Source organism: Neisseria iguanae, assembly GCF_003013245.1.
GTDB classification, from domain to species: domain Bacteria; phylum Pseudomonadota; class Gammaproteobacteria; order Burkholderiales; family Neisseriaceae; genus Neisseria; species Neisseria iguanae.
In genome coordinates, this window is the sequence record NZ_PXYY01000025.1 from 1 (window position 1) to 20162 (window position 20162).

Here is a 20162-nt window from a genome sequence, read left to right on the forward strand (position 1 = left end):
GTTAATCCGGCTGTGTCGGAAGCAGTCAAACCTGAGGCAGAAAGGCGTAATATTTGCCGGAATTTCTGCTCAGAAAGTTTACCGGGCTTTGGGTACTTGTTTTTAATATAGATATCAGAAGCTTACCTAAAGTTTTATGAGTTTGATTCCTAAGCTCCTTTATTTTTTGCGTGAAGACCATTTTGGGGATTTTGGATGCCGCAAGGATACCGAAAGACGCGGAAAAACCGCACGGTTCTTGAAAATATTTAAAAATCTTAATCTAAAATAATCATTTCATTTCGGTAAAACAACAGCTGTGCCGCATAATAAATTGCCCACAACCTACTCTTTTCCAACACTCATTTATATGGTTCTTCCCGCATTGAATCAAGTTCAATATGGCGTAAAATAAGCCTTTTCGCCTGACCTTGTCCTTATGAAACTCACTCTTTCCATCCTTGCGCTTAACCACCGCAGCGACAAGATACCGCCGCCACTGGAACTTGCCGCATTTAACCAAATCTTGCGCTATGACCGTCTGAAGAAAATCCCATAAAAACCATCCGAATTTTACAGCCGCTATCTGCGGCCGACAGCTTGTTGGCACATGCGAAACACACGCTCAATATTGAGCCCGGCCCAAGCAGCCGCGTTTGCCAATCCGTTATAGTAGCAGATGGGCATACACCGAGTCAGCATCATCAGCGGCGAACATTTGAATATTCAAGCCGAAAGAAGCCGAACGGCTTTGCCGCGAATTGAGCGCATTTTATCGGGAAGACCATTGGCAATTTCATAACTGCGGCCTGACTTATAGCTCGTGACCATGCCGCCTGAAAGTCATTGGCAGGTCGCACCGCTATGGGATATTTGCGGTCAAATCGGTACGGCCGATCAAGCAGAAGGCCGCGATGCCCTGCAATGGCTTAACAAACAAACTGAAATCCAAATGTGGCTGCACAATCACCCGCTCAACCGACAACGCCAAAACCATCAAGCTCCCTCCAAACAGCTTGTGACTGTGGCAGAATATACAGGGCTACACTGCCCACCAGCAGCAGACCGTGGGCGTGATTTTATCCGCATCAGTGCATCGATGTTCCTGATAATTTTGATGCCTATCTGAATTTGGCGGACAGATCAAACCTTTCTATTTCAGACGGCCTGATTTTCTTAGATGATTTGGTCGTGACCGAGCAAACCGGTGATGTGTTTGCCTATCAGGAAGTTTCGCAACACTGAAAAACATGCTGGTTTGCGAGATTGTGACAAGCTTTGCAATCAGGCCGTCTGAAACAGTTCACCATCGCTACCGACGGCGAAAACGGCGGCGAATTAGTGATCACACCAAAATCCAAATGGGCATTTTGGAAACCTGCGCAAACGTTTAACGGCATTTGGTAACCATTCATTTCCATCATAAACAAACAGGCCGTCCGAATCCTTTCAGACGGCCTGTTTGTTTCCAACAAGGGTTACATTTGTTGTTGCGCAGCACGGATGGCGTTTTGATCAGGATTGATCAACACTTCAACACGACGATTTTTCGCACGGCCTTCGGCAGTCCCATTAGACGCGATTGGTTGGCGTGAACCGTAACCGGCAGTGGTCAAGCGTGTACCGTCCACACCGCGCGATTGCAGGTAAGAAGCCACGGATTGCGCACGGTTGCGTGACAACGGCTCATTAATGGCATCAGAACCGGTGTTGTCGGTATGGCCGTTAATCGTCAAAGTAGTGTCCGGATATTGAACCAGGGTTTGCGCCGCAGCGGCCAAAGCGTTTTGCGCACTGGTGTTCAAAGTTGCGCTGTTGGTGGCGAAGGTCACATTTTCAGGCATAACCAGTTTGATTTGGTTGCCTTGACGTTCTACTTCGACGTTGGTGTTGGCCAAGCTCTCACGAAGTTTTTTCTCTTGGTAATCCATGTAGCCGCCCACGCCTGCACCGATCGCGCCACAAGCCAAGGCTGAGTTACGCGCGCCTTTACTGCCGTGGGTCAAAGCACCGATGATGCCGCACACGGCCGCGCCGCCCAGGCCGTAAACGGCAGCTTTGCTGGCAGACTGCTGGCCGGTAGTCGGATTGGTCACACAGCCTGCCAAAGCCAAAGGAGCCGCCACCATGGCCAGCGTTAAAGGTTTCAAGAATTTCATGATTTTCCTTTCGATAAAAACGCGTCTTAATGTCTTAATTAAAGGCCGTCTGAAAATAGGTAGATGACTTTGATTCTCGTTCAGCCAATTTTACAAATATTGTTATATTAACCAATATTTCAAATGCTTAAAAGCACGTTTAACCCGATATTACAAAGCTATTCATGCGCTAACAGTTTTCCTGTCCCATCATACCGCTTATCCCTCTAATTAAGACAGACTGCCCTTCTCTATATGCCTTAATATGCCTTATTCCTTCACATTTGCATGATGTTTTTGATGCCAGCCCGCCAGCATAAATTTCAGCCTGACCTTCACATCATCGCCCACCGAACCCGCATCCGGCACAAACAACACCACCGCAACAGGCAATGAAAAATGATGGCTACCCGCCCGATAACCCAAAGCCCCGCTATGCTGCCTAAGACAAAGTTTGCCATCAAACCTGACAGCAACATTTCCGGCTTATCTGCATGGATACGGCAATCCAATCGCGGATGATGCTTTTTCGAGTCATACATCACCTTCGACAATTCGATTCCCAAATCAGTAGCGGAACCTGTCATATGATCAATCAAATCGAGCCACCTGATAGCAAAGTAATCACCGCATTATGCATACCCATGATAAAACACAGTAAAACAATGCCAAAGATGACAATATAAACTGCCTGGAACTCAAATCAACCTGAAATGCCGTTGCGCCAGACAATCCGAAAATCAGCAAATAAACCGTCTCCGACTATATTGAAAAGCCGTAGCTGCCCCGAAAACGCTTTTGCTGCATCCACAAAATAACCCGGCTCGAATGGGCAGCCTCCATCTTTATTTTCAAACATCTTCAAGTCCCGGATGTTTATTTTCCAACAGGATCATAACACCGCTCCCCGACCTTGGCTGGGCATAGGCCGCAAATATTACTGCTTGCTAAACCACAACAAAATGGCGTACATTAACCTTATCTTCTCAATCAGGAGAATCACATGAAAAACATACACACCTTATTGATTTTAAGCGCAATTTCCACAATCGCCGCCTGCGCCGCCACCCCCGGGCAAAAAGCCGCGCGTGCCGCCGCTCAAAAACGTTACGAGCAAAACCTGCAAGTGGCTTTAGCCGCCCAGTGCGACAAAGACACCGCGCTTTTGATGAAAAAACAGTTTGAACAAGCCGAGCAGCCTGCCGTTCTTTCCAACAAAGAGCAGCAGGAATTCCGCTTGAAATACGTTGATAAAGTCGCCGACCCGATGTTCCAGGCCTGCTACAAACTGGCGTGGCAAAACCATATTGCGCAACAAAAATTACGGGAAGTCCGCTATTATCGTGACTACTACGACGATTGGGGCTGGCATCGGCCGTTTTACCATCCGTTCTGGTGGTAATCCGCCCGAGTTGATGATTCTGTTTAAGGCCGCCTGAAGCGCCGGTATACTTTCAGACGGCCTATCTTGGCCTTGGCCCAAAAGACCACCAATCAGGAACCAGCGTAAAAGGCAAAAGCCGAATATCAAAGATAGGAAATGCCGACATCAGAAAAAGCCTATATATGCCTGCACTTGTTGCCTACCGTTGCAATGTTTTTCCCAATTTTATAAGCCGTCTGAAAGCCAAAGGAAAACCCATAAAGCTGATACTTATCGCGCTCATGCGTAAGCTGGCCGTAATAGCATTTACGCTTTTAGCCAATGGCCAAGATTTTGAACTTGAAAGGTATAAATGAAAATTTAATGAACAATTCCACCCCAGATTTTTAATTTACTGAAAAATAAATAGAAAATAAAAACAGAAATCTGTTTAATATTAAACAAAATACCCTGAATAAATCAGGGTGCGAATTGTTTCAATGTCAAGAAATGTAAATCTATTTGACGGTCCAATACACTATCTTTCCTGTGATTCCCAAATCAAAGGCCGTCTGAAAGCATGCGTTACTTTTTCTATTTGTTTTTATGGTTGTTTGCCGCTTCCGCATTGGCTCAAGACACACCCGACGCCGATACTTTTCTCTATCAAATCAGCAAACCCAGCCGGCCGGTTTCCTATCTGCTCGGCACCATACACGTCGGCAAACCCAACGCCACCCTACCCGCTGCCTACCGCCACCCTCGACCGCATACCCCAACTGGTGGTCGAAAGCGATGAATCGGGCATGACCGCTGCCGATACGCTGCGCATGATGGCCGATGCCCGACCTTTGAAAGAAAGTTTGGGGCTGCACGCATCCGGCGGCTGCAAAAAGTCTTATCTGCCGGCCAAAAACCTGTCACTACCCTACCCGACACCCGAATCAGACCGTGGGCATTTTGGCTGCTGACACAAAGCACCTTCAATCCCAAAGGCTACTCTTAATGAATACGGGATTGACAATCTCCTGATTCAGCGCGCCAAAAAGCGCAGCAAACCGGTTATTCCGTTGGAAGGCACAGCACAACTCAGCTATTTTACCTGCCTGCCCGACCATGCCGTTATCCGCGCATTTGACGCGCTGGAAAAACATTACCAAGCTTTTTAAACGAAGTTATCATATTGGAACACGATTACCGCCACCAGCGCGCTAAGAAAATCTGGTCGGAAATCACCAATCCTGAACACCAATTGAAGTTTCTGCCGCCCAAAGACCACAGGCTCTGGCATGAGCTGATGTACGACAAACTACTCATCCAACGCAATCAGACATGGCTGCCGAAGCTGATTGGCAGCTTACCGCAAAACCCGACCCTGATTGCCGTCGGCGGCGCACATTTATTCGGCGAACACGGTTTGATTGTGCGCCTGCGCCAAGCCGGCTACCAAGTGAATCCGGTTAAAGTAAACGGTCACTAAATCACATCAGGCCGTCTGAAACGTTTCAGACGGCCTGATGTGGAAAAACCTGCAACACCCCAAAAGCGCATCACCTTCAAATCATTGTGCGGCTTAACTGTATCACCGAACGGCAGCACTCTTTTTGCCGGTGTCCCGAATCCTGAAAAGGAAACGATCATGCTGCTGTTCCATTAAGCTACGGATAATGTGTTTGACCCTACCGTCGGTCTGCGGCCGGGCAAGACCGGCAAACTTCTGACCGATATTGTTTGCACGCAGGCAACCGCCACGGATGAGCCGCACGGCTCCGATATCCCATAACGTTGTCGGAATAAACGCATGGGGATAGGAACGACAATCTGCCATCTCGCGCCGGAACTCGGCAGCACTTTCGACTGTCCGGTCAGGTAAAACAGCCACATACAATTCATGTAAAAAATCATCAAGGGCAACGAACAGGTAATTTCTCGGACCGGTTTGTTTTCGATTTTGCCGTCAAGACAGCCGTTTGGCGTCGGAACACGTCATTTCACCGGGACAGGGTTGATGGCGGCATCCACCCTGTTCTGTAGGTTTTCCTTCATTGCCTTTCCGACTTTAACCGAACATTTTATCTCATATTGGCTTGTTTGAAACAGTGACTGTTGCTGTTTTCGGTAGGATCGGTTGCAATCGTGCCTGCTTGGGAATGCACCAAACGGCTTGACATTATAGCGTGGCAGGGCGGATGCCTTTTTCAGTATCGTCTTTCAAAGGCAGCAAACAACGCCGGCTTTTCTTACTCCTCGGATTAATCCGAATCCAAGTTTCACATCTTCGCCTCCAACACCCGATTCCGCGATATTTGTTCCGAAGCATTTATCCCCGGCCTGATTGCGTTTACAATAGCGCCTGATTCAAACACACACCCACCACCATGAACATCCATCTCGGCCAAAACCACGCGCCCGAATGTCCGCAAGGCGCGGCAGTGACCATCGGCAATTTCGACGGCGTTCATCTCGGCCACAAACACATTCTGCAAACCCTCAAGCACCAAGCCGGCATTCTCGGCCTGCCGGTCGTCGTCGTCATTTTCGAGCCGCAACCGAAAGAGTTTTTTGCCAAAAAACGCGGCAAACCGCAGCCATACCGCATTTCTCCTTTGCGCATCAAGCTGGATTTGCTGCGCCAAACCGGATGTGTCGACATCGTGTGGGTGTTGCCGTTTACCCAAAGTTTCGCCGGCATGCCCGCGCAAACCTTTATTGACGGTTTACTGCGCAACAAACTCAATACCCGCTACCTGCTGATAGGCGACGATTTCCGTTTCGGTACCGGACGCGAAGGCAGCTTCGACATGCTGCAACGCCAAAGCGGCATGCAGACCGAACGCACACCTTCCATCATCATCGAAGACATCCGCACCAGCAGTACCGCCGTCCGCCAAGCCCTTTCAGACGGCCGTTTGGCTTACGTGCGCAAATTATTGGGGCATGATTACGTATTGAGCGGCAAAGTCAAACACGGCAAAAAACTCGGCCGCACCATCAACGTCCCTACCGCCAACGTGCAACTGCCACCCTACCATTACGCCTTAAGCGGCGTATTCGTGGTCGAAGCAGACGGCAGCTTCGGCACGCGCCGCGGTGTCGCCAGCTTCGGCTTCAATCCTACTGTATCCGACAAAAAAACGCAGAAACTGGAAGTACATTTATTTGACTTCCAAGGTAATTTATACGGCCAACGCCTAAACGTGCGCTTTTTACACAAACTGCGTGACGAACAAAAATTCGACAACATCGAAACCTTAAAAGCACAGATTTTGAAAGATATGGTAGCGGCGAAAAACTGGCAGCCTTGAAAATGTTCAAAAGGCCGTCTGAAAAAAGAGAAGCCGTCATCCAAGGTTCTTGTTTCAGAGGGCTTTTTTGTATTCATCGAAGACTCCGGCCAATGTTTGACACCAACCATTGAGCTGCCTGCCACCCGCTGCCGTACATAACCGGACGGAACAGGCGTTTGCTGATGAAACGAACAACTCGGAATCCGCCTTTCCCTAACCTTCCTCCACACGGAAAGAGGAATTAGGTTGCAGCGGACATACAGATTTCGACTTGCACACAAAAAAAATTTTCTAGAAAAACCGACCTTATCTGCCAGAGCCGCTTAACAGAACAGGATTTCGGCAGCGCAAAGGTTCGTTGTCTCAGCCGACGTAAGCGGCGTGTTCGAACCTGCTGCCGAAACCCCTGCCGCCCCGCTACCGCGGCTGCCTTTCTTTTGCCTGCTTTTCTTTGGCGGCACCCAAAAACAGGAACCTGCGCGGTTATGAGAAGCGCAAACGTTGATTCAAGTGAAACTTAAGAAGCCATCTGAAAAAACAGAACACACCCCATCCATACCCATTCACACCGATAATCCGCGAAACCCCTTATAAAAACAATACAATTCCGCTACAATAACACTTTATGATTTTTTCAGACGGCCTGCAAACCAAGGAGTGCTGCAAATAAGCATGAAACAAGGCGGTACGGGCTGTGTGGCAAGGCGCAGCCACCGCTGTATCTGCTTATTCGAAGTGGCATCAAGCCGCCTGAAACCACATGACCTCTGATTATCCGGGAACAAACATGACCGATTACAGCAAAACCATCAACCTGCTTGAAAGCCCATTCCCAATGCGCGGCAATCTGTCCAAGCGCGAACCTGCATGGCTCAAAAGCTGGTACGAACAAAAACGCTACCAAAAACTGCGCGACAAAACCAAAGGCCGTCCGAAATTCATCCTGCACGACGGTCCGCCATATGCCAACGGCGACATCCACATCGGTCATGCCGTCAACAAAATTCTGAAAGACATCATCATCCGCAGCAAAACCCAAGCCGGTTTTGATGCGCCTTATGTGCCGGGCTGGGACTGCCACGGCCTGCCGATTGAAGTGATGGTGGAAAAGCTGCACGGTAAAGACATGCCCAAAGCGCGTTTCCGCGAATTGTGCCGCGAATATGCAGCCGAACAAATCGCCCGTCAGAAAAAAGATTTCATCCGCCTGGGCGTGTTGGGCGATTGGGACAACCCTTACCTGACCATGGATTTCCAAACCGAAGCCGACACCGTGCGCACTTTGGGCGAAATCTACAAAGCCGGTTATCTGTATCGCGGTGCCAAACCGGTGCAATTCTGCTTGGATTGCGGCTCATCGCTGGCCGAAGCCGAAGTGGAATATAAAGACAAAGTTTCCCCTGCCATCGATGTGGCTTATCTCTTCAAAGACAACGCCGCTTTAGCCAAAGCCTTCGGCGTAAACAGCATTGATGGCGAAGCCTTTGCCGTGATTTGGACGACCACGCCGTGGACGCTGCCGGCCAGCCAGGCGATTTCTGCCGGCGCTGAAGTGGCGTACCAACTGATTGCTACGGATAAAGGCCATTTGGTTTTAGCCAAAGATTTGGCCGAAGACGCGCTGAAACGCTACGGCCTTTCAGACGGCATGACCGTAGTGGCTGAAACCACCGGCGCACATTTGGAAAACCTGCATTTGCATCATCCGTTTATCGAGCGCAATATCCTGATGCTCAACGGCGGCCACGTTACCACCGATGCCGGTACCGGCTTGGTGCATACCGCCCCTGCCCACGGCTTGGAAGACTACACCGTCTGCAACCAATACGGCATCGGACTTTACAATCCAATTAACAGCGAAGGCCGCTACATCAACGAAGTGCCGCGCGTAGCCGGTTTGACCGTGTGGGAAGCCAATCCCGTGATTATCGAATGGCTGCAGGAAAATAACCGCTTATTATGCAACACCAAGCTGGAACACAGCTACGCCCACTGCTGGCGCCATAAAACGCCGCTGATTTACCGCGCCACCGGCCAATGGTTTATCGGTATGGACAAACCAGGCGCAGACGGCAAAACCTTGCGCGGCAATGCGATGAAAGCGGTGGATGATACCGAATTCTTCCCATCATGGGGTCGTGCGCGTTTGCAGGCGATGATTGAAGGCCGTCCGGACTGGGTGGTTTCACGCCAACGCTACTGGGGTACGCCGATGACCTTCTTTGTACACAAAGAAAGCGGCGAGCCGCATCCGGATTCTGCCGAGTTGCTGGAGCGAGTGGCGCAACGAATTGAAAAAAAAGGCATTGAAGCCTGGTTCTCACTGGATAAAAGCGAATTGCTGAGCGCGGAAGATTGCGAAAACTACGACAAACTGACCGACACCATGGACGTATGGTTCGACTCGGGCTCGACCCACTTTTCCGTATTGAAACAACGCGAAGAGCTGACTTGGCCGGCCGATTTGTACCTGGAAGGCAGCGACCAGCACCGCGGCTGGTTCCAATCATCTATGCTGACCGGCTGCGCCGCAATGGGGCGCGCACCTTACAAACAACTGCTGACCCACGGTTTCGTCGTCGATCAAAACGGCCGCAAAATGTCGAAATCCATCGGCAACGTAGTTGCGCCGCAAGAAGTATACAACGAATTCGGCGCCGATATTCTGCGTCTGTGGGCAGCCTCGACCGACTATTCGGGCGAACTGGCGATTTCCAAAGAAATCCTCAAGCGCGTCACCGAAAGCTACCGCCGTATCCGCAACACTTTAAGCTTCCTATTTGCCAACTTGTCGGATTTCAACCCGCTTGAACACACCGTGCCGCAAGACCAAATGGTAGAGCTTGACCGCTACGCACTGATTTTGGCACGCCAACTGCAAGAGCGGGTGGCCGGAGATTACTACCCGCGCTATGCCTTCCACTTTGCCGTGAAAGACATCGTGTCGTTCTGCTCGGAAGATTTGGGGGCATTTTACTTGGATATTTTGAAAGACCGTCTCTATACCACCCAAGCCGACAGCCACGCCCGCCGCAGCGCGCAAACCGCGCTTTACCACATCACCCGCAGCTTGGTGCTGCTGATTGCACCTGTATTGTGTTTCACCGGCGAAGAAGCGTGGGACATCATCGGCGGCGGCGAAGAAGACAGCGTGTTGTTCCACACTTGGCACGAATTCCCGCCGATTAACGAAAAAGCCGAAGCCGAAATCGTGAAGAAATGGGCAGCCGTGCGCGAAGTGCGCGAAGCCGTAACCGCCGCGATTGAGCCGCTGCGTACCGACAAAACCATCGGCTCATCCCTGCAGGCCGAAGTCGATATCCATGCACCTGAAGCCTTGGCAGGCTATCTGAAAGCCTTGGGCGAAGAGTTGCGTTTTGCCCTGCTGGTTTCCCAAGCCAAGGTGCACAAAGCCGATGAATTGAGCGTGACCGCCCAAGCCAGCAACGGCAAAAAATGCGAACGCTGCTGGCACTACACCGATGACGTCGGCAGCGCAGCAGGCCATACCACCGTGTGTAAACGTTGTGCAGATAATGTCGACGGCAAAGGCGAAGCGCGTTATTACGCTTAACCTTGCCAACACATTATCTACTTTGCAATCAAACCAAAGGCTGTCTGAAAATATTTAGCGCTTGCCGATTGATATTTTTAGCTAAAAGCGCTTTTTAAGGAGCGGTTTGCGGTGCGCAATGGTTAAATAAGCGGTAAATTTCCGCCAAACTCAGCGTAAGCGGCCAGCTTTATAATCCACACTACCGAATTACAGGTAACCATCACCAGGAATCTTACATGACTCTCAAACATTGCTTAAAAATTAACGTATTAGCCGTTTTGCTAAGCCCCGCGCTGGCGGCGGCCGATGCTTATCCGCATTGGCGTTATGATCGTGATGACCACCATTACCGCGAGGATGACGACCGCTATATCAGCTATGAGCACGCTGCCGAAATTGCCTTATGGGTTGCCGGCGGCGGACATGTGGAGGATATCAACTTTAAATATGACGACAAACATGGCGCGCGTTATGAGGTTGAAGTGGAAGAAAGATACGGCGATGAAAGCATCGAACACGAGATTGTTATTGATGCCCTCAACGGCCGCGTTATCCGACACGAAATTGACGATTAAGCGCTTTATTATGTGTTTGTATTTATCAGACGGCCTTCGATTCCCATCGCAAGTGCAACAACTTTCCAAAAGAACAGGCCGGTATTCGGCATACAGACCGCTTCCCGACAAGAAAGACTGCCATCCGCTACGCACACCTGACCCGGGAACAAAAATACGGCATTTGCCCGGAATACCGCAAGCCGTCCAAAAGCAGCAGTACCCCCACCACCGTCAAGCGTGAATCGGACAGATACGGCATGAACGGCAAATACAGCGGCTTGTACGCCCGGCACAGCATGAAGCCGGAAAGAAAAAGCAAAATGCCCGCAAAACGACCGGCAGGCCACCGCTGCCGCCGATGATTTATAGCCGATTAAAATCGAATCAAGACGGCAAGCCGTGCCAACGCGCAGTATTGGTTTAATTTTAACCGACTATACTTACCCGAAGACCCCAGGCAGGTTTGCAGCCATTTGGCAAAACACCACCCAACCGGCCCGCACCACGAAACCGTTTACCGCTCCATCAGGGAAAACAAAGCCAACGGCGGAAAACCTTACCCGGCATACCCATCCCCCAAGCCCTGCGGCAGTGTGTAGGTGAATCCGGGATTTATTGAAAAATACCTGCTTCTGCTTAAATATTATATGCAATTTTCATGCAATCATTAATCTGTACGCTGTTTTATAACAACAAAAGGCCGTCTGAAGCGGTTTACGTTTCAGACGGCTTTATCTTCAAATCCATTAAATCATGGCTTACAGTTAACCTTCCACTTTCACTTCAACACGTCGGCCTTCTTGCTCATTACCGACTGCACCGGTGGTATTTTCAGGTTTACGCAACTCAATATTGGCCGCGTCCACACCTTGCGCCTCAAAGAAAGCTTGAACAGCTTGGGCGCGCTGTTTAGACAACTCTTCATTGGCAGCCGCATTACCTGTACTGTCAGCAAAACCGCTAATCACCAGTTTTTTGCCTTCTTTACCGGCGGTAATCACGTCGGCAACAATGACATCGGCACCTTCGGCAATGTCGTTTTTGCCGGTAGCAAAGTAGAATTTGGCCACACCGTCTTCAACCAACACGCGAACTGCCGAATCAGCCACCTGAACCATAGAATCGGTTGCCGAAGCCATAGCAGGTGTTGCTTCAGAAACGGTAAGCGCAGTCATTTCAGATGCTGGTATCGGCGCAGAAGCTTCAACCGGTGAAGGAGCCGGAGCAGGTTCTTGTTTGTTGCCGCAGCTCTTGAAGGCAAACAATGCTGCCAAGGCCGCCAAGCCTAATACAATCCACTTACCTGCGCCGCATTTTTTTGCAGCAACAGGAGTTGCCATAGATGCCTTCACTGTAGAAGCCGTTGCTGCCGCACCCAAACCGCTGATCACATTGGTTAAGCTGCCGAACAAACCGCTCAAGCTACCGATACCCAATGCCGACAACATGCTCGGACCCAATACGCGTGCCAACCAGCCTTGCTGTTGCCCCAACAAACCCAGCAATTGGCCGCTGCTCAAGCTTTCGCTTTGTGCTTTACCGCGCAATACCGACAACACCAGAGGCAGCGCCAATGCCAACAAAGAACCTGAAGATGCTTTAGAAATACCGCTTTCTACCGCAATTTGGTCGGCAATATCCGGCGCGTTACCACCCAACAGATTAGGCAATAATTGTTTGCCCAAATCAATCAGACTGCCCGCACCGTTACCGCTTGTGACATCAGCAACCGCAGTATTCAAATGCGCACCGCCGGCACCGGTAATCAAATCCAACAGGCTTGAAGCATTGGCCGCATTACCACTTACATATTTTACCAAACCGGCAATAATCGCCGGCACAGCCAAACCGGCCGCTTGCGTGCTGTTTTCAGCAGACTCACCATTTGCCGTTAAAAATTGACCCAACACATTGCCTACCTGGCTTTGCAACAAGTTATCCAAATCTAAAGACATATCCATTTCCTTATGTTTTGTTGTAGAAACTCCGCATACTTACGAATCAATAACCATACTACATGAGGTATTATTAATTGCAACAGATGATTTCATTAAATTAATGAGTTTTTACAGAGTACATCATAAAACATACTAAAACAGAGTACATCATAAAACATACTAAAGTTGAAATTATAAAAACGGATTATGTTGTTTTTCATGTGAAATGGTCGTCAATCTACCATGCCCGGGCACAACTTGAGTCTCCGGCGGCAATACCAGAAGCTTGCTTCGGATATTATTGATTAAATCTTCATGATTACCTCTCGGGAAGTCTGTGCGGCCGATTGCCTCGTAAAACAAGACATCGCCCGCAATCAGAAGATTTTCCGAAGCGCAATAAAATACCACATGTCCAGGCGTATGCCCCGGAATATGCAACACGGTAAATTCATATCGGCCGACATTCAGCGTTTGCCCCTCGCCCAGCCATCGGGTCGGTGCAACGGCAGGCGACACGGGAAAACCGAATTGCGCCGTGGTTTGCGGCAAGGATTGCAGCAGGAACGCATCTTCCTTGTGCGGCCCGATAACCGGTACGGGGCTTTGTTTCACCCATTCATCTACCCCACCCGCATGATCCAAATGCCCGTGCGTAAGCCAAATTTCTTTAACCTTCAAATTTTTATACGCAACCTGCCGCAACAAAAGCGGCACATCACCACCTACATCCGTCAATACCGCCTCATGGGTTTCATCGTCCCACAACAACGAGCAATTCTGCCGAAACGGCGTCACTGCAACAATCTGAATCTGTAAAGCCATGATTTGATTCCTTTTAAACCATCATACATATTTTCAGACGGCCTTTTAATGTAATACAATATAGTTTTTTAAAAAATTATTTAAAAGAAAACTAAAGCCATGAGACTTATCATACCGATTTTCGCCACGCTTTTCATCTCAAGCAGACTGTTGGCTGCCGACTTACTGCTGGCACAAGAATACAAAAATCAGGACATTCAAGGCTGGGCGATGAGCGAAAAACTCGACGGGGTGCGCGCCTATTGGAACGGCCGACAACTCATCAGCCGCCAAGGCCATGCGTTTACGCCCCCTACTGATTACATCCGTCACTTTCCACCTTACCCGCTGGATGGCGAGCTTTTCAGCGCACGCGGCCAATTCGAACAAATTTCCTCTGCCGTCCGCTCTGCTTCAAGCGATTGGCAGAACATCAAACTGCATGTTTTTGACGTGCCCAAAGCCAGCGGCAATCTCTATCAGCGCCTTGATGTCGCCGAACAATGGCTAAAACTTCACCCTTCCGCACCCATCATCGTGATTGAACAGATTCACGTGCAAAACACCCAGCATGCTCAAGATTTTCTCAAACATATTGAAGCCCAAGGTGGAGAAGGCATCATGCTGCGCAATCCTGAACAAAGTTATACTGGCGGACGCAGCAGCCAACTCTTAAAGCTTAAAAGCCAACATGACACAGAATGCATCGTCACCCGCCATTACGAGGGTAAAGGAAAAAACCAAGGCCGGCTCGGCGCCATCGGCTGCCGCAACCGATACGGCGAATTCCGCATCGGCAGCGGATTCAAGGATGCAGAACGCGACAACCCGCCACCTATAGGCGCAACCGTCACTTACCGCTATCACGGCCTCACCCAAAAAGGCACACCACGATTTGCGACCTTTGTGCGGATTCGCAGTGATAATCTAAAATAAATTACAAAGGTCATTTGAAAGATTATATTTTGTTCGCCAAAATAAGGGGATTCAGACGGCCTTTTATCTTTATCAACCTCCATTCCGATTACCTCAAACAGAAAAAACCGCCTGACAACAGACGGTTTCTTAAATATGATGGTGCCGACATCGAGACTTGAACTCGAACGATCTAGGATCACTACCCCCTCAAGATAGCGTGTCTACCAATTCCACCATGTCGGCCGGTAACTTTTGATTACTGCTGCGGGGATGAGGCCGGATTTGGCGCAGCAGGCGTGGTATTTGTGTGGGCAGGCGCAGGTACTGTTTGCGTTTGAGCAGGTTGGCTCTGCCGCACGGTACTGAAATCTAAACCGTGGCGCGTAGTGTTGGAATGGATATATACCATCGCCATACAGGTTGCGAAAAATACGGTAGCTGCGATGGCAGTCGAGCGGCTTAAGAAGTTGGCATTCCCGCCAGAACCGAATACGCCTTGCGCACTACCGCTGCCGGAGCCGAAGGTCGCGCCGGCATCCGCACCTTTGCCGTGTTGGAGCAATACCAACACAATCACGGACAATGCGGAAATGATGTTCACAATCCAAATAACGGTTTTAAAGGCTTCCATAATTCTCTACGATGCTTGCGCGGCGTCAATGATGGCGGCAAACGAGTCATAAGACAAGGAAGCACCGCCGACTAATGCGCCGTCTACATGTGGCACGGCGAAAATATCTGCTGCATTCTCAGCTTTTACGCTTCCGCCGTAAAGAATGCGGATTCTAACACTATCACCGCACAAAGACAAGATTTGTTTATGGATAAACGCATGCATGTCGGCAATTTGTCGGACGGTGGCGACTTTGCCGGTGCCGATCGCCCAAACCGGCTCATAGGCAACAGCGATGTTTTTGGTATCAAGCCCCTGCAATACTGACAATTGGTGGGCGATGACTTGCTGCTCCTGCCCGGCTTCACGTTCTTCCAAGCTTTCGCCGACACACAACAATGGAATCAGGCCGACGTTTAACACGTTTTCCATTTTTCGGCGTTGGATTTCGTTTTTTTCACCGAAATACAGGCTGCGCTCGGAGTGGCCGATTAAGACGATGTCGGTACCGATGTCGGCAAGCATTTCAGCGGACACTTCTCCGGTGTAGGCCCCGTTATTGGGAAAGCGGCTGACGTCTTGGGCACAGGTCAAAATACGGTTGTTCAAGACAATCTGCATAGCGTTGTGCAGCTGCAACAAATATACGGTCGGCGCGGCCAAGCCGATTAATACGCGCTCGCTGGTCGGCATAATGCGGAAACGGTGCATGAGTGCGTTGTTGTTTTGCAGGCGGCCGTTCATTTTCCAGTTTCCGATAACCCATTTTTGCTCCCACATACCGATTTCGTGTTGCATGTTGCTTGCTCCTCCGTAAGATTAAATCAACTTTAGCGGAGTGTAGTTCATATCAACATGATTAGCAATCTTTCATATATTGGAACGGCAGGAATTTCATCTGGATATGCAGGCTGTCTGAAACAATGTTTTCAGGCGGCCTGCGACCTTTGCTAATTTCAGGATTCAAGTATGGCTTGAAGCGAAGTAAACGCAGAACGTGCAGACACATCATTGAAAGCCGGACATTCAAGGAACGCGTTGCAAAGAAAGACGCCAATAATAGGATTGTGCAAAGGTTTCGAACCGTTTACCAACCGATACACAATTGGTTTATAATCCGTTTTTATTGTTCAGACGGCCTTTTATCATGCATTCGCTTCATCTTTCCAATAAAAACAAAGCCGCACGTTATCAAGAATTGTTGCCCCAGATTGAGCACGTAATTCGTGGAGAACCCCGTCTGATTGCGAATTTGGCCAATACCGCCGCGATGTTGAAGGAAGCGTTTGGCTGGTTTTGGGTGGGTTTTTATTTGGTTGAAGCGGATACGCAAGAATTGGTGCTGGCGCCATTCCAAGGCCCGTTGGCCTGCACGCGGATTCCTTATGGGCGCGGCGTGTGCGGTCAGGCTTGGGCGCGCGGCGAAACCATTGTGGTAGGAGATGTCAGCCAACATCCCGGCCATATCTCTTGTTCATCCTTATCTCAATCGGAAATTGTGGTACCGCTGTTTGATGCAGACGGCCACTGTTATGGCGTGTTGGATATCGATGGCGACAAGCTGGCACAGTTTGATGAAACCGATACCTGCCATTTAAACGAATTGGCGCGCATTCTCAGCCGACATGCGATGAAATAGGCCGTCTGAAATATGACAAGACAGCCGGTTCGATTCTATAATAATGTTTTTTAGGGTATGGGCTCATTCCGTCTGCGTCGCACATTTTCGGGCAGAAAAGCGCGTATACCGGACGAAAGGCACAGCAAGCTTAAACACCTTGCGCACACTTCCAACACAATAGGCGTGTTTTTATGCCGAAAAGATGCCACATGATGAAATTTAGAACAACATACCCTAATAAAATTTCTTGCCTGATACACCCGTCACGGAGCACAATCATGGACTTTGACAAAGCGCGTTTCAATATGCTCGAACAACAAATCCGTCCTTGGGACGTGTTGGATTTTAATGTGCTCGATGCCTTGATGGTGATTCCGCGCGAACGTTTCGTCGCCGAAACACAGCAAGGTTTGGCTTATTCCGACACCGAGCTGCCGCTGCCCAACGGCCATAAAATGCTGGAACCGAAAGTCGTGGCACGTTTGGCTCAGAGTTTGAAATTAAGCAAACAAGACAAAGTATTGGAAATCGGTACAGGCTCGGGCTATGCCACCGCATTGCTGGCGGAGCTGGCAGCCGAAGTGGTTTCAGACGACCCCGATACCGAGCAGCAAAACCGCGCTAAATCCGTGTTGGGCAGTTTAGGCTACCAAAACATTAATTACACGCAAAACGACGGCTTGGCCGAACACACCGAAGGTGCGCCTTTTGACGCGATTTATGTCGGCGGCAGTGTGTATGATGTACCTGAAACCTTAAAAGCACAATTGAAAGACGGTGGCCGCATGGTAGTAGTGGTTGGCGACAAACCGGTGCAACGCGCCCTGCTCGTCACCCGTAACGGCAATGAATTCAGCCAAAGCGTGTTGTTCGACACCTTAATCGCGCATCTCAACGACAAAACCAACCAACCTTTCGGCGACTTTGGTTTTTAAAGATTGCCACTATATAATATATTAAGTTGAAAGGCTGCCGAATAACCATTTTTCGGCCACGCTCAAAGAAAGGCCGTCTGAAACATTTCCTTTCAGACGGCCTGTTTTACTTTTCATTCAATAAAGGCCAGATAATGACAATTCCACAACTTTCCGTGATTGAACTCAAACAATGGCAGGACGAAGGCCGTACGTTTCATCTGCTCGACGTGCGCACCGATGAAGAAGTCGACATCTGCGTCCTGCCTGATGCCATCCATATTCCGATGAACCTGATTCCGCTGCGTCACAACGAATTGCCCGACGACGGCCTGCCGATTGTAGTGTATTGCCACCACGGCATCCGCAGCCTGCACACCGCACTTTATCTGGCCGACATGGGCTTTGAGCCGTTGTATAATCTGCAAGGCGGTATAGACGAATGGGCGCTGCAAATAGATGCAAATGTTGCCCGTTATTAAAAACCTAAAGCATAAAAGGTTATTTTGTTTTGCCATTCCGCCAAACACACGATAAAATTAAGCCTATAATTTTAAAGATAAATTTTTATCAAAACACGACCAAATAACTAAACCGGAATAACTAGAAATACATCATGCTGACCGACCCATTCGGCCGTACCATCGACTACTTACGGATATCCGTGACCGACCGCTGCGACCTGCGCTGCACATATTGTCTGCCCAAAGGATTCAAAGGATTCTCCATTCCAAAAGAATGGCTGACCATTGAAGAACTCGGCCGCGTGGCCGCCGCGTTCGCCCGCCTCGGCACCAAACGCTTCCGCCTAACCGGCGGCGAACCCTTGTTGCGCAACGGTTTAGCCGATTTGGCCGCCGAAATCAACCGCCAACCCGGCGTCGAAGATATTTCGCTCACCACCAACGGCACCCAACTCGAAAAACACGCCCATGCCCTACGCCAAGCCGGTGTGCGCCGCTTGAATATCAGCCTCGACAGCCTGCGCCGCGACTGCGTGACCAACATCACCGGCAGCGACTGCCTGCCGCAAGTACTTGACGGTATCAAAACCGCCAAAGAAGTTGGTTTTGAGCGCATCAAAATCAACATGGTGCCGCTTAAAGGCGTAAACGACATGGACTTGGACGAAATGGTCGCCTTCTGCATGGAACACGGCTTTATTCTCAATCTCATCGAAGCCATGCCCATGGGTACCACCGGCCAAGCACACGCCAAAGTCAGCCTACAACCCGTGCTGGAAGACTTGCGCCAAAAATTCAACTTAATCCCGTTTGCAGGCAAAATCGGCGGCGGCCCTGCCCGCTACTGGCAAAGCAAAAACAACGGCTTCACCCTCGGCCTGATTACCCCGATGAGCCAACACTTCTGCGCCACCTGCAACCGCGTGCGCCTATCCGCCACCGGTAACATTCATCTCTGCCTCGGCCAAGAAGACAAAGCCCCACTGCGTGACCTGTTACGCGACAACTGCACTGATGCCGAACTTGACCAAGCCATTCACGATGCGATTGCCATGAAGCCGGAAAAACACGAGTTTGTCGAAAATCCGAAGAAGATTATTCGGGTCATGGCATTGACGGGTGGGTAGTGGCAGGTTGTTTTTTTAATGGATTTGGAATAGTAAATGCCTAAATGCCGGCTGAAAAATATTTTTCAGCCGGCATTTTTCTTACAAGTAATACCAATTGTTTTGATTCAACAGATGGAGCTATATCTGCAACTATAAAATTACTGACAATAGCTTCTATCATTGGATTACGATTTTTTTCTGGTGCACCAACATGATAAAAATGTTCGTGGTTAGATATGTAAAACTGATTCCATAAAGCATCAATGTAATCATTTTGGCGGTAATCATTATGATGCCAAATTGATAATACAAATTGCGCTGGTGCCTGCTTCAGTAAATTGTATAACCGATGTTCTTCAACTTCTGTCCAGATGTTGAAATATCAGCATGACGACCAACATATATCAAATCACAGTAGATAAAATCGCCAGGTTGTGCGGACTGTATGGTTTGTTCAAAACTTTGACAGGCAAAACGAAATGATTTTATTGCTAAAATTTGGGCAACACTATCCACTTGATTCACAATTCTAGTAACACAAACCTAAGCAAACCGGTTAAGTTTACAGCAAAACGGAATACTAAATTCACCTTTTTTATTAAAGCGAATCATGCCATTAAAACCGGCACGGTTGAAAAACAAAAAATCCAAAGGTTCAGCATCTTGATTAAACCGTTTCCAGATAGTGTAATAATGCGCTTCACCTTTTCCCAAAAATAACCCGCCTTCGCGGCTTAAATATTCGCACACCTTCTTTGCAGTAATTTCACCATCTGCAATAGATTGATAAAAGCGGATCAGCTGTTCTTAAGAAATTTTTCTCATCCGATGTCATATTTACTAAACCATTCTCAAATTAAGTATAATAAAAGGCCGTCTGAAAAAAAAATTCTTTCAGACGG

The 20162-nt window shown here is 49.2% G+C and carries 23 protein-coding genes, 1 tRNA gene and 1 pseudogene; 16 read left to right on the forward strand and 9 right to left on the reverse strand.

Going from position 1 to position 20162, the window contains the following annotated elements; all coding sequences use genetic code 11:
* The first annotated feature begins 808 nt into the window (after positions 1 to 808).
* Together C7N83_RS15840 and C7N83_RS16585 are read left to right on the forward strand one after the other, a co-directional pair.
* Positions 809 to 1108 carry a hypothetical protein gene (locus tag C7N83_RS15840; protein WP_245911140.1) on the forward strand — a complete coding sequence of 100 codons (300 nt, stop codon included), beginning with the start codon at positions 809 to 811 and terminating at the stop codon, positions 1106 to 1108.
* Between the two features lie 149 nt (positions 1109 to 1257).
* Positions 1258 to 1386: a hypothetical protein gene (locus C7N83_RS16585; protein WP_281256742.1), complete on the forward strand. Its 129-nt coding sequence runs from the start codon at positions 1258 to 1260 to the stop codon at positions 1384 to 1386.
* Positions 1387 to 1457: 71 nt separating this feature from the next.
* Here the strand turns inward: C7N83_RS16585 and C7N83_RS05560 are convergent, their stop codons facing one another.
* From C7N83_RS05560 to C7N83_RS14650, 3 genes are all read right to left on the reverse strand, one after another.
* Complete coding sequence (locus tag C7N83_RS05560; RefSeq protein WP_106741210.1) at positions 1458 to 2138, reverse strand: YiaD family glycine zipper/OmpA-like lipoprotein; 681 nt, start codon at positions 2136 to 2138, stop codon at positions 1458 to 1460.
* A gap of 249 nt (positions 2139 to 2387) precedes the next feature.
* Positions 2388 to 2543 (reverse strand): hypothetical protein, encoded by a 156-nt coding sequence (locus C7N83_RS14645; protein WP_170064818.1) that lies wholly within the window; start codon positions 2541 to 2543, stop codon positions 2388 to 2390.
* 277 nt (positions 2544 to 2820) lie between these two features.
* The gene (locus C7N83_RS14650; RefSeq protein ID WP_170064819.1) at positions 2821 to 2976 is read right to left on the reverse strand and encodes a hypothetical protein; all 156 of its coding nucleotides are present in this window, start codon (positions 2974 to 2976) and stop codon (positions 2821 to 2823) included.
* A 144-nt stretch (positions 2977 to 3120) separates the two neighbouring features.
* Here C7N83_RS14650 and C7N83_RS05565 point away from each other — a divergent pair, with 144 nt between their 5' ends.
* The 9 genes and pseudogenes from C7N83_RS05565 to C7N83_RS05600 all read left to right on the forward strand — a co-directional run bounded on the left by C7N83_RS05565 (position 3121) and on the right by C7N83_RS05600 (position 10898).
* Positions 3121 to 3519 (forward strand): hypothetical protein, encoded by a 399-nt coding sequence (locus tag C7N83_RS05565; protein WP_106741212.1) that lies wholly within the window; start codon positions 3121 to 3123, stop codon positions 3517 to 3519.
* A 56-nt stretch (positions 3520 to 3575) separates the two neighbouring features.
* Positions 3576 to 3857, forward strand: a pseudogene (locus C7N83_RS05570) (transposase); the annotation flags it as partial.
* Between the two features lie 203 nt (positions 3858 to 4060).
* Entirely contained in the window at positions 4061 to 4279 is a 219-nt protein-coding gene (locus C7N83_RS14210; protein WP_146135100.1) for a TraB/GumN family protein, read from the forward strand.
* Positions 4280 to 4286: 7 nt separating this feature from the next.
* Positions 4287 to 4451, forward strand: a complete 165-nt coding sequence (locus tag C7N83_RS14655; protein ID WP_211296590.1) for a hypothetical protein — start codon at positions 4287 to 4289, stop codon at positions 4449 to 4451.
* Between the two features lie 212 nt (positions 4452 to 4663).
* Positions 4664 to 4960, forward strand: coding sequence for a TraB/GumN family protein (locus C7N83_RS05580; RefSeq protein WP_170064820.1), 297 nt, complete (start codon positions 4664 to 4666; stop codon positions 4958 to 4960).
* A 39-nt stretch (positions 4961 to 4999) separates the two neighbouring features.
* Positions 5000 to 5137: a hypothetical protein gene (locus C7N83_RS14660; RefSeq protein ID WP_170064821.1), complete on the forward strand. Its 138-nt coding sequence runs from the start codon at positions 5000 to 5002 to the stop codon at positions 5135 to 5137.
* A gap of 721 nt (positions 5138 to 5858) precedes the next feature.
* Positions 5859 to 6785, forward strand: a complete 927-nt coding sequence (ribF, locus tag C7N83_RS05590; RefSeq protein ID WP_106741219.1) for a bifunctional riboflavin kinase/FAD synthetase — start codon at positions 5859 to 5861, stop codon at positions 6783 to 6785.
* A gap of 769 nt (positions 6786 to 7554) precedes the next feature.
* Positions 7555 to 10341, forward strand: a complete 2787-nt coding sequence (gene ileS / locus C7N83_RS05595; protein ID WP_106741220.1) for an isoleucine--tRNA ligase — start codon at positions 7555 to 7557, stop codon at positions 10339 to 10341.
* 218 nt (positions 10342 to 10559) lie between these two features.
* Positions 10560 to 10898, forward strand: a complete 339-nt coding sequence (locus tag C7N83_RS05600) for a PepSY domain-containing protein (protein WP_106741222.1) — start codon at positions 10560 to 10562, stop codon at positions 10896 to 10898.
* A gap of 746 nt (positions 10899 to 11644) precedes the next feature.
* Here the strand turns inward: C7N83_RS05600 and C7N83_RS05605 are convergent.
* The gene (locus tag C7N83_RS05605; RefSeq protein WP_106741223.1) at positions 11645 to 12835 is read right to left on the reverse strand and encodes an OmpA family protein; all 1191 of its coding nucleotides are present in this window, start codon (positions 12833 to 12835) and stop codon (positions 11645 to 11647) included.
* A gap of 174 nt (positions 12836 to 13009) precedes the next feature.
* The gene (locus C7N83_RS05610; protein ID WP_106741225.1) at positions 13010 to 13642 is read right to left on the reverse strand and encodes an MBL fold metallo-hydrolase; all 633 of its coding nucleotides are present in this window, start codon (positions 13640 to 13642) and stop codon (positions 13010 to 13012) included.
* Between the two features lie 99 nt (positions 13643 to 13741).
* Here C7N83_RS05610 and C7N83_RS05615 point away from each other — a divergent pair, with 99 nt between their 5' ends.
* Positions 13742 to 14557 carry a DNA ligase gene (locus tag C7N83_RS05615; RefSeq protein ID WP_106741227.1) on the forward strand — a complete coding sequence of 272 codons (816 nt, stop codon included), beginning with the start codon at positions 13742 to 13744 and terminating at the stop codon, positions 14555 to 14557.
* Positions 14558 to 14696: 139 nt separating this feature from the next.
* On the opposite strand, the gene C7N83_RS05620 is transcribed toward C7N83_RS05615, so the two are convergent.
* From C7N83_RS05620 to tpiA, 3 genes are all read right to left on the reverse strand, one after another.
* Positions 14697 to 14782 (reverse strand) — tRNA-Leu (locus C7N83_RS05620).
* Positions 14783 to 14795: 13 nt separating this feature from the next.
* Entirely contained in the window at positions 14796 to 15170 is a 375-nt protein-coding gene (gene secG / locus C7N83_RS05625; protein ID WP_106741228.1) for a preprotein translocase subunit SecG, read from the reverse strand.
* A gap of 6 nt (positions 15171 to 15176) precedes the next feature.
* Positions 15177 to 15950 (reverse strand): triose-phosphate isomerase, encoded by a 774-nt coding sequence (tpiA, locus tag C7N83_RS05630; protein ID WP_106741230.1) that lies wholly within the window; start codon positions 15948 to 15950, stop codon positions 15177 to 15179.
* 349 nt (positions 15951 to 16299) lie between these two features.
* Here tpiA and C7N83_RS05635 point away from each other — a divergent pair, with 349 nt between their 5' ends.
* From C7N83_RS05635 to moaA, 4 genes are all read left to right on the forward strand, one after another.
* Positions 16300 to 16791, forward strand: coding sequence for a GAF domain-containing protein (locus C7N83_RS05635; protein WP_106741232.1), 492 nt, complete (start codon positions 16300 to 16302; stop codon positions 16789 to 16791).
* A gap of 260 nt (positions 16792 to 17051) precedes the next feature.
* Positions 17052 to 17708: a protein-L-isoaspartate O-methyltransferase family protein gene (locus tag C7N83_RS05640; protein WP_106741234.1), complete on the forward strand. Its 657-nt coding sequence runs from the start codon at positions 17052 to 17054 to the stop codon at positions 17706 to 17708.
* A gap of 134 nt (positions 17709 to 17842) precedes the next feature.
* The gene (locus C7N83_RS05645; RefSeq protein ID WP_106741236.1) at positions 17843 to 18169 is read left to right on the forward strand and encodes a rhodanese-like domain-containing protein; all 327 of its coding nucleotides are present in this window, start codon (positions 17843 to 17845) and stop codon (positions 18167 to 18169) included.
* Positions 18170 to 18303: 134 nt separating this feature from the next.
* Positions 18304 to 19278, forward strand: coding sequence for a GTP 3',8-cyclase MoaA (gene moaA / locus C7N83_RS05650; protein ID WP_106741238.1), 975 nt, complete (start codon positions 18304 to 18306; stop codon positions 19276 to 19278).
* 525 nt (positions 19279 to 19803) lie between these two features.
* Here the strand turns inward: moaA and C7N83_RS05655 are convergent.
* Positions 19804 to 20010 (reverse strand): DNA adenine methylase, encoded by a 207-nt coding sequence (locus tag C7N83_RS05655; protein WP_245911141.1) that lies wholly within the window; start codon positions 20008 to 20010, stop codon positions 19804 to 19806.
* Positions 20011 to 20162: the final 152 nt, after the last annotated feature.

Bases quoted from the DNA above. Each gene is read 5' to 3' on its own strand.
- ileS (WP_106741220.1), top strand. From the start codon at position 7,555: ATGACCGATTACAGCAAAACCATCAACCTGCTTGAAAGCCCATTCCCA.
- C7N83_RS05645 (WP_106741236.1), top strand. From the start codon at position 17,843: ATGACAATTCCACAACTTTCCGTGATTGAACTCAAACAATGGCAGGAC.
- C7N83_RS05615 (WP_106741227.1), top strand. From the start codon at position 13,742: ATGAGACTTATCATACCGATTTTCGCCACGCTTTTCATCTCAAGCAGA.
- C7N83_RS15840 (WP_245911140.1), top strand. From the start codon at position 809: ATGCCGCCTGAAAGTCATTGGCAGGTCGCACCGCTATGGGATATTTGC.
- C7N83_RS14655 (WP_211296590.1), top strand. From the start codon at position 4,287: ATGACCGCTGCCGATACGCTGCGCATGATGGCCGATGCCCGACCTTTG.
- moaA (WP_106741238.1), top strand. From the start codon at position 18,304: ATGCTGACCGACCCATTCGGCCGTACCATCGACTACTTACGGATATCC.
- C7N83_RS14650 (WP_170064819.1), bottom strand. From the start codon at position 2,976: ATGTTTGAAAATAAAGATGGAGGCTGCCCATTCGAGCCGGGTTATTTT.
- C7N83_RS05635 (WP_106741232.1), top strand. From the start codon at position 16,300: ATGCATTCGCTTCATCTTTCCAATAAAAACAAAGCCGCACGTTATCAA.
- tpiA (WP_106741230.1), bottom strand. From the start codon at position 15,950: ATGCAACACGAAATCGGTATGTGGGAGCAAAAATGGGTTATCGGAAAC.
- C7N83_RS05565 (WP_106741212.1), top strand. From the start codon at position 3,121: ATGAAAAACATACACACCTTATTGATTTTAAGCGCAATTTCCACAATC.
- C7N83_RS05610 (WP_106741225.1), bottom strand. From the start codon at position 13,642: ATGGCTTTACAGATTCAGATTGTTGCAGTGACGCCGTTTCGGCAGAAT.
- C7N83_RS14210 (WP_146135100.1), top strand. From the start codon at position 4,061: ATGCGTTACTTTTTCTATTTGTTTTTATGGTTGTTTGCCGCTTCCGCA.
- ribF (WP_106741219.1), top strand. From the start codon at position 5,859: ATGAACATCCATCTCGGCCAAAACCACGCGCCCGAATGTCCGCAAGGC.
- C7N83_RS05600 (WP_106741222.1), top strand. From the start codon at position 10,560: ATGACTCTCAAACATTGCTTAAAAATTAACGTATTAGCCGTTTTGCTA.
- secG (WP_106741228.1), bottom strand. From the start codon at position 15,170: ATGGAAGCCTTTAAAACCGTTATTTGGATTGTGAACATCATTTCCGCA.
- C7N83_RS05605 (WP_106741223.1), bottom strand. From the start codon at position 12,835: ATGTCTTTAGATTTGGATAACTTGTTGCAAAGCCAGGTAGGCAATGTG.
- C7N83_RS05640 (WP_106741234.1), top strand. From the start codon at position 17,052: ATGGACTTTGACAAAGCGCGTTTCAATATGCTCGAACAACAAATCCGT.
- C7N83_RS05560 (WP_106741210.1), bottom strand. From the start codon at position 2,138: ATGAAATTCTTGAAACCTTTAACGCTGGCCATGGTGGCGGCTCCTTTG.